This window comes from Burkholderia sp. HMSC10F09 (genome assembly GCF_001806955.1).
Lineage (GTDB): Bacteria > Pseudomonadota > Gammaproteobacteria > Burkholderiales > Burkholderiaceae > Burkholderia > Burkholderia multivorans.
In genome coordinates this window covers 1-7,958 of the sequence record NZ_KV786846.1, presented here as the reverse complement: position 1 = coordinate 7,958, position 7,958 = coordinate 1, and the positions used below count along the sequence as shown (strand labels likewise).

5 protein-coding genes and 1 pseudogene are annotated in these 7,958 nt (G+C 66.3%); 3 read left to right on the top strand and 3 right to left on the bottom strand.

Annotation, left to right across the window (positions count from 1 at the left end):
- Positions 1 to 38: 38 nt before the first annotated feature.
- The 3 genes from folD to fixL form a co-directional block, all read right to left on the bottom strand.
- Positions 39 to 896, bottom strand: coding sequence for a bifunctional methylenetetrahydrofolate dehydrogenase/methenyltetrahydrofolate cyclohydrolase FolD (gene folD / locus HMPREF3115_RS22345; protein ID WP_070556132.1), 858 nt, complete (start codon positions 894 to 896; stop codon positions 39 to 41).
- A 238-nt stretch (positions 897 to 1,134) separates the two neighbouring features.
- Positions 1,135 to 1,773, bottom strand: a complete 639-nt coding sequence (fixJ, locus tag HMPREF3115_RS22340; RefSeq protein ID WP_006401970.1) for an oxygen response regulator transcription factor FixJ — start codon at positions 1,771 to 1,773, stop codon at positions 1,135 to 1,137.
- A complete protein-coding gene (gene fixL / locus HMPREF3115_RS22335; protein WP_012213070.1) occupies positions 1,770 to 4,286 on the bottom strand; it encodes an oxygen sensor histidine kinase FixL in 2,517 nt (838 codons plus the stop codon). The genes fixJ and fixL overlap by 4 nt, the downstream gene beginning before the upstream one ends.
- Between fixL and HMPREF3115_RS33090 the strand changes: the two are divergent.
- The 3 genes and pseudogenes from HMPREF3115_RS33090 to HMPREF3115_RS22325 all read left to right on the top strand — a co-directional run.
- Positions 4,206 to 4,423 (top strand): annotated as a pseudogene (locus HMPREF3115_RS33090) (hypothetical protein); the annotation flags it as partial. The gene fixL and the pseudogene HMPREF3115_RS33090 overlap by 81 nt on opposite strands.
- Before the next feature lie 135 nt (positions 4,424 to 4,558).
- The gene (gene aceE, locus HMPREF3115_RS22330; RefSeq protein WP_006401967.1) at positions 4,559 to 7,255 is read left to right on the top strand and encodes a pyruvate dehydrogenase (acetyl-transferring), homodimeric type; all 2,697 of its coding nucleotides are present in this window, start codon (positions 4,559 to 4,561) and stop codon (positions 7,253 to 7,255) included.
- A 67-nt stretch (positions 7,256 to 7,322) separates the two neighbouring features.
- The coding region (locus tag HMPREF3115_RS22325) for a biotin/lipoyl-containing protein (RefSeq protein ID WP_305367015.1) at positions 7,323 to 7,958 on the top strand (636 nt) is incomplete at its 3' end.

Below are 7,958 nucleotides of genomic sequence, written 5' to 3'. Positions count from 1 at the left end.
CAGGAAGCCGGCGCGCACACGCGCCGGCGGGCATGGGGTCAGGCGGCCGCGGCGGCGCGCTCGGCCGATTCGAGCGTGTTGATCAGCAGCATCGTGATCGTCATCGGCCCGACGCCGCCCGGCACCGGCGTGATGTAGCCGGCGACTTCCTTCACGCCCGCGAAATCGACGTCGCCGCACAGCTTGCCTGCGTCGTCGCGGTTCATCCCGACGTCGATCACGGTCGCGCCCGGCTTCACCATGTCGGCGGTCACGATGTTGCGCTTGCCGACCGCGGCGACGATGATGTCGGCCTGCCGCGTATGGGCGGCGAGGTCGCGCGTCTTGCTGTGGCAGATCGTCACGGTCGCGCCCGCTTCGAGCAGCAGCATCGCCATCGGCTTGCCGACGATGTTCGAGCGGCCGATCACGACCGCGTTCGCACCCTGCAGCGCAATGCCGTGCGCGGCGAACATCTTCATCACGCCGTACGGCGTGCACGGGCGGAACAGCGGCTTGCCCGTCATCAGTGCGCCGGCGTTGGCGACGTGAAAGCCGTCGACGTCCTTCTCGGGCGCAATCGCCTCGATCACCTTGTGGCTGTCGATATGCGCGGGCAGCGGCAGTTGCACGAGGATCCCGTGAATCTTCGGATCGCGGTTCAGTTCGTCGATGCGCGCGAGCAGGTCGGCTTCGGACAGCGTCGCCGGGTACGCGTCCTTTTGCGAGAAGAAGCCGTTGTCCTCGCACGCCTTGATCTTGTTGCGCACGTAGACTTCGCTCGCCGGGTTGTCGCCGACGAGGATCACCGCGAGGCCGGGCTGGTGGCCGCGGGCGGTCAGGGCGGCGGCGCGTTCGGCGGCCTGCGCGCGCAAGGTCTTCGAGAGGGCGTTGCCGTCGATGAGGAGGGCTGTCATGGTGGTGGGTTCTGCCGGGAAGTTGGAATGCGGGCGTGCGGCGTCGGGAAACGCCGCAGCAAAGCACGCAATTATACCGTTCGCCTGTCGCGGTCCGACAGCGAATGCGCGGAATGCGTCATGATCGGCGCGCACGGGCGCCGCAAGCAACGCCGCCCCGAGCGAGAGGGCCGTATCGCTCGGGGCGGAAGGGGAGCGGGCGCACCGGGCCGCGCGGCCCGGTGTGCGCGCCGCGTGCTCAGGCGGGCTTCTTCGACAGCGCGAGGCGCAGCAGGTCGGCTACCGTGTTGACGTTGAGCTTTTCCATGATGTTCGCGCGGTGCGCTTCGACCGTCTTGATGCTGATCCCGAGATCGTCGGCGATCTGCTTGTTCAGGCGGCCCGCAATGATGCGCTCGAGCACCTGCTGCTCGCGCGCGGTCAGCTTCGACAGGCGCTCGCTCGCGGCGCGCTGTTCCTGCACGCTCTTGCTTTCGCTTCGGGCCTTGTCGAGCATCCGCTCGACGAGCTTGCGCAGTTCCGCTTCGTCGAACGGTTTCTCGATAAAGTCCATCGCACCCTTTTTCATCGTCGACACGGCCATCGGCACGTCGCCGTGACCGGTGACGAAGATGATCGGCAGCGCGGCATTGTCGGCGATCAGACGCTCCTGCAGTTCGAGGCCGCTCATGCCCGACATCCGCACGTCGAGGATCAGGCACGCGATCTGGCCGGCCTGCTGCGCGGGCTGATACGCGTCGAGAAACTGCTCCGCGCTCGAGAAGCATTGCACGCGATAGCCGTTCGCCTCCAGCAGCCAGCGCAGCGAGTCCCGCACGGCCTCGTCGTCGTCGACGACAAAGACGGTTTCCTGGGTGGTGGTGACAGGACTATTCATAGTTCTCCCGTAACGGTATGTGATGCCGATGTCTCGGACCCCCCTTGGCCGAGATCAGCGGGTTCCCCAATGGGCAGGCTGCAGTGGAACGTCGCGCCGGAAATGCGGCCGTCCGGCTCGACGTTGTTGACCACCCACAGGCGCCCCCGATGCGATTCGATGATCGAACGGCAGATGTTCAGCCCCATGCCCATGCCGTCGGACTTGGTGCTGTAAAACGGTTCGAACAGGCGCTCGGCCGTCGCTTCGTCGACGCCGGGCCCCTGATCGATCACGCGAATGTCGACGAAGCCGGCGTCGATGTCGGCGACGACGCGAATCACGCCGTCGGCCGACGGCGGCTTCACGTCGGCCATCGCTTCGGCCGCGTTCTTCATCAGGTTCACGAGCACTTGCTCGATCAGCACGGGGTCGACATAAATAATAGGCATTCTTGCGAGGATTTCGGTGACGATCCGAATCCTGCGCTTCCTGGCCTCGATTTCGGCGAGCCCGACCGCATCGGCGACGATGTCCGCGACGCGCGCCGGCTGGCGCTTCGGCTCGCTGCGCTTCACGAATTCGCGGATCCGCTTGACGATCATGCCCGCGCGCAGCGCCTGCTGGGCGGTCTTTTCGAGCGCCGGCTGCAGCATCTCCGGCGTGCCGCGGCCGCTCTTCACGAGCGCGAGCGTGCCGGAGCAGTAGTTGTTGATCGCCGCGAGCGGCTGGTTCAGTTCGTGCGCGATCGACGACGCCATTTCGCCCATCGTCATCAGCCGGCTCGTGAACTGCAGCTTTTCTTCCTGCTGATGCGCGAGTTCCTGCGCCTTCTTGCGGGTCGTGATGTCGGTCGCGATCTGCATCTGCGCGAGGTGGCCGTCGACCCACTGGATGTACTGGCGGCGCACCTCGAACCATTTCTGGATGCTTTCGACGTACACCTCCTGCGCGTCGGCCGCGGTGTTCGTCAGCGCGGTGGCCGGCAGGCCCGCGAACGCATCGACCATGTCGATCGAATCGGACGACGCCTGCGCGCGGTCGAAGCCGCCGCCCGACAGCTCGAGATGGCCGTCCGGGCGGATCCCGAACAGGTGGCGGTAGTAGCGGTTCGCGAACAGCAGCTCGGCTTCGTCGGCCGCGAGCACCGACACCGCGGCGTCGAGGCTTTCGAGCACCGTCGTGAAGCGCTCGTGCGCGGCCGCGAGCTCCTCGCGCGCGCGCTTCGGCTCGGTGATGTCGGTCATCGACGACATCCAGCCGGTCTGGCGCCCCGAGCTGTCGATCAGCGGCGAGACGTAGAGCCGTGCGTGGAACAGCGTGCCGTTCTTGCGCCGCACGCGCAGCTCGAAGCCCGAGCTCGGCGCCTTGCCGCGCAGCGTCATGTCGAGCTGGCGCTGCATTTCGGGATACGCGTCGCGCGGCCAGTAGGGGAACGGTGCGACCTTGCCGACCAGATCGCTTTCGTCCCAGCCCGTCATGCGGCAGAACGCGGGGTTCACGTGCGTGATGCGGCCGTGCATGTCGAGCACGCGCATGCCGATCAGCACCGAGTTTTCCATCGCACGGCGGAAGAACGCTTCCGCGTAGAGCGCCTGCTGCGCCTCGAAGCGCTGGCGCGTGTGCTTCCACAGGCTCCAGAGGCTCCACAGCACGAAGCACGACAGGCCGGCGACGAGCCACACGAGCGTGTTGTTGGTCAGGTTCGTGAGCTGCGGGAACGCGTAGACGCGCACCGTGAGCCCCTGGCCGGGCGGATCGAGCGGCAGGTCGTAGTGCGAGTCGCGCGGCAGGCGCGGGCGCGTGGAAGTCGACGACAGTTCGCGGTTGTTCGCGTCGGTGATCGAGATCTTGTACTTCGACGACAGTTCCTGCGGGATGTCGTGCTTCAGGATGCCCTCGACCGAGAACACCGCGGCGAGCGAGCCGAGATAGTCGCGGTCGCCGCGCATCACGGGCGTCTGCAGCGTGATGTAGCCGTTGCCGAAGTCGTCGTAGATCAGCGGCGAATACGCCTGGCGGCGCGAGCTGCGCGCTTCGTCGTAGGCGCCGCGCACCGCGTCCTGCAGCTGCGCGTCGCCGGGCTTCGCGAGCCGCTGGCCGAGCAGCGGCGGATGCACGGTCGGCCAGCGCTGCACGCCGGGCGCCGTATACCAGTTCAGATAGAGGATTTCCGGATGCGTCTGCATGACGTCCGCGACGGCCATCTGGAATGCGTTCTGGTCGAGGCGCCCCGACGCGAGGTCGCGCGACAGCGCCTGCAGCTGTTCCTGCGCGCCCGTCATCGACAGCCGGATCTGCTGCTGCGCCCACGCGACGTTACGGAACAGCGTGTCTTCCTGCTGCTGCTGTTCCCGGCGGTTGAGGCTCCATAGAATGAGGCTCATCACCACGAGGAACACGAGGATCGACAGCAGCGGCGTCAGCAAATAGGAATTGGACCACCACGGTCCGTGGTGCCAACGGGACGGCTGCGACTCCGCCGGCGGGCCCGACGGTCGCGCCGAGCGTGCGAAAAGCCGATCGGTCAACATGGCAGGATTGTAGCGCAGCGCAATACATGGAAAACCTATACCCGATATGTTGAGCCGAAACGAATTTATGCGGCCGGCGCGGGCCGCAGCGCCCCGCGGCATGGGTGCAGCGCAGCAATATTCCGCATTGCGAGAAAAGATCTCATAATTCGAAAATTTTGTTGCGTGCGGCCCGGCACGCTCATTACAATCCGCTGAGCTTGCCCGCAGCCGGCCGCGCCGCGTCGTCTGCACGAGAGCGATCCTCACATTCCAGGACCCAGGAGACGAGAATGTCCGCTGTACCGAACGAAGTGATGAAGTATGTCGCCGCCGAGCGTGACGACGACCCGCAGGAAACCGTTGAATGGCTCGAGGCGCTGGACGGCGTGATCTCCTCCGTGGGTACCGGCCGCGCGCACTACCTGATCGAAAAGCAGATCGAATTCGCACGCATGCATGGCGAACATCTGCCGTTTTCCGCGAACACCCCGTACATCAACACGATTCCGGTCGAAGCCCAGGCCAAGATTCCGGGCGACCAGGACATCGAGCACCGCATCCGCTCGTACACGCGCTGGAACGCGCTCGCGATGGTGCTGCGCGCCGGCAAGGACACGAACGTCGGCGGCCACATTGCGTCGTTCGCGTCGGCCGCGACGCTCTACGACGTCGGCTACAACCATTTCTGGCACGCCCCGTCCGACCAGCACGGCGGCGATCTCGTGTTCGTGCAGGGCCACTCGTCGCCGGGCGTGTACTCGCGCGCGTTCCTGCTCGGCCGCCTGACCGAGGAGCAGCTCGACAACTTCCGCCAGGAAGTCGGCGGCAACGGCATCTCGTCGTACCCGCACCCGTGGCTGATGCCGGACTTCTGGCAGTTCCCGACCGTGTCGATGGGTCTCGGCCCGATCATGGCGATCTATCAGGCGCGCTTCATGAAGTACCTCGAGGCGCGCGGCATCGCGAAGACGGAAGGCCGCAAGGTGTGGGCGTTCCTCGGCGACGGCGAGACCGACGAACCGGAATCGCTCGGCGCGATCGGGATGGCGAGCCGCGAGAAGCTCGACAACCTCGTGTTCGTGATCAACTGCAACCTGCAGCGTCTCGACGGCCCGGTGCGCGGCAACGGCAAGATCATCCAGGAGCTGGAATCGGAATTCCGCGGCGCCGGCTGGAACGTCATCAAGGTGATCTGGGGCAGCCGCTGGGATGCGCTGTTCGCACGCGACAAGACGGGCGCGCTGATGCGCCGGATGATGGAAGTCGTCGACGGCGAATACCAGACGTACAAGTCGGAGTCGGGCGCGTTCGTCCGCGAGCACTTCTTCAACACGCCGGAGCTGAAGGCGCTCGTCGCCGACTGGTCCGACGACGACATCTGGAACCTGAACCGCGGCGGCCACGATCCGCACAAGATCTACGCGGCGTTCCATGAAGCGACGCACACGAAGGGTGCGCCGACCGTCATCCTCGCGAAGACCATCAAGGGCTACGGGATGGGCGAGTCCGGTCAGGCGATGAACATCACGCACCAGCAGAAGAAGCTGCCGGTCGAGCAACTGAAGAAGTTCCGCGACCAGTTCCGCCTGCCGATCACCGACGAGCAGATCGCCGACGTGCCGTACCTGAAGTTCGAGGAAGGCTCGAAGGAACTCGAATACATGCGCCAGAAGCGCATGGACCTCGGCGGCTACCTGCCGCAGCGTCGCCAGAAGGCGGCATCGCTGCCGGTGCCGGCGCTCGACGCGTTCGAGCCGCTGCTCAAGGGCACGGGCGAAGGCCGCGAGATCTCGACGACGATGGCGTTCGTGCGGATCCTGAACATCCTGCTGAAGGACAAGGCGCTCGGCAAGCGCGTGGTGCCGATCGTCCCGGACGAGTCGCGCACGTTCGGCATGGAAGGCCTGTTCCGCCAGATCGGCATCTGGAACCAGGAAGGCCAGAAGTACGTGCCGGAAGATTCCGATCAGCTGATGTTCTACAAGGAATCGCAGACCGGCCAGATTCTGCAGGAAGGCATCAACGAAGCGGGCGGCATGTGCGACTGGATCGCGGCGGCGACGTCGTATTCGACGCACGGCGAGATCATGGTGCCGTTCTACATCTTCTACTCGATGTTCGGCTTCCAGCGGATCGGCGATCTGGCATGGGCGGCCGGCGACATGCGTTCGCGCGGCTTCCTGCTCGGCGGCACCGCGGGCCGCACGACGCTGAACGGCGAAGGTCTGCAGCACGAAGACGGTCACTCGCTGCTGTGGGCGGCATCGGTGCCGAACTGCGTCAGCTACGACCCGACGTTCGGCTACGAGCTCGCCGTCATCATCCAGGACGGCCTGCGCCGGATGGTGCAGGATCAGGAAGACGTGTACTACTACATCACGGTGATGAACGAGAACTACGAGCACCCGGCGATTCCGCAGGGCGAGCACGTGGCGGCCGACATCATCAAGGGCATGTACGCGTTCCGCAAGGCGGACGCCAACGCGAAGGCGCCGCGCGTGCAGCTGCTCGGCGCGGGCACGATCTTCAACGAAGTGATCGCCGCCGCCGATCTGCTGAAGAAGGACTGGGGCGTCGCCGCCGATCTGTGGAGCGTGCCGAGCTTCACCGAGCTCGCGCGCGAAGGCCACGACGTCGAGCGCTGGAACCTGCTGCACCCGACCGAGGAGCGCCGCCTGTCGCACGTGCAGAAGTGCCTGAAGGACACGCAGGGCCCGGTCATCGCCTCGACCGACTACGTGCGTGCGCTGGCCGACCAGATCCGCGGCCAGATCGATCGCCGCTACGTCGTGCTCGGCACCGACGGCTACGGCCGTTCGGATACGCGCGAGAAGCTGCGTCACTTCTTCGAAGTCGACCGCTACTGGGTGACGGTGGCCGCGCTGAACGCGCTGGCCGACGAGGGCACGATCGATCGCAAGATCGTCGCCGACGCGATCGCGAAGTACAACCTCGATCCGTCGAAGCCGAACCCGATGACCGTTTAACGACACGCGCCGCGTGATGCCGCGCGCCGCCTCGCGGGGAGGTGCGCGGTCCTGGAGACACAGACAGATGAGTCAAGCGATCGAAGTGAAGGTGCCGGATATCGGCGATTACAAGGACGTGCCCGTCATCGAGGTGCTCGTGAAAGCGGGCGACACGGTCGAGCCCGAGCAGTCGCTCGTCACGCTCGAGTCCGACAAGGCGACGATGGACGTGCCGAGCCCCGCCGCGGGCACGGTCAAGGAAGTGAAGGTCAAGGTGGGCGACGCCGTGTCGGAAGGCACGCTGATCATCCTGCTCGAAGGCGGCGCCGCCGCGCAGCCGAACGGCGCCGCTGCGCCGGCGGCCGCACCGGCCCAGGCGTCCGCGCCGGCACCGGCCCCCGCTGCAGCCGCACCGGCCGCCGCGCCTGCCGCATCGGGCGGCACGCTCGAAGTGAAGGTGCCCGACATCGGCGACTACAAGGACGTGCCGGTGATCGAGATCGGCGTGAAGGTCGGCGACACGGTCGAGAAGGAGCAGTCGCTCGTCACGCTCGAATCGGACAAGGCGACGATGGACGTGCCGAGCCCGGCCGCCGGCGTCGTGAAGGACATCAAGGTGAAGGTCGGCGACACCGTGTCGGAAGGCACGCTGATCGTGCTGCTCGAGGCCGCCGGCGCCGCGCCGGCCGCTGCGGCGCCGCAGGCGAGCGCACCGGCGCCG

What these genes read in the sequence shown, in the direction of transcription:
- folD (WP_070556132.1), bottom strand. Translation starts at nt 896, where the DNA reads ATGACAGCCCTCCTCATCGACGGCAACGCCCTCTCGAAGACCTTGCGC.
- fixL (WP_012213070.1), bottom strand. Translation starts at nt 4,286, where the DNA reads ATGTTGACCGATCGGCTTTTCGCACGCTCGGCGCGACCGTCGGGCCCG.
- aceE (WP_006401967.1), top strand. Translation starts at nt 4,559, where the DNA reads ATGTCCGCTGTACCGAACGAAGTGATGAAGTATGTCGCCGCCGAGCGT.
- fixJ (WP_006401970.1), bottom strand. Translation starts at nt 1,773, where the DNA reads ATGAATAGTCCTGTCACCACCACCCAGGAAACCGTCTTTGTCGTCGAC.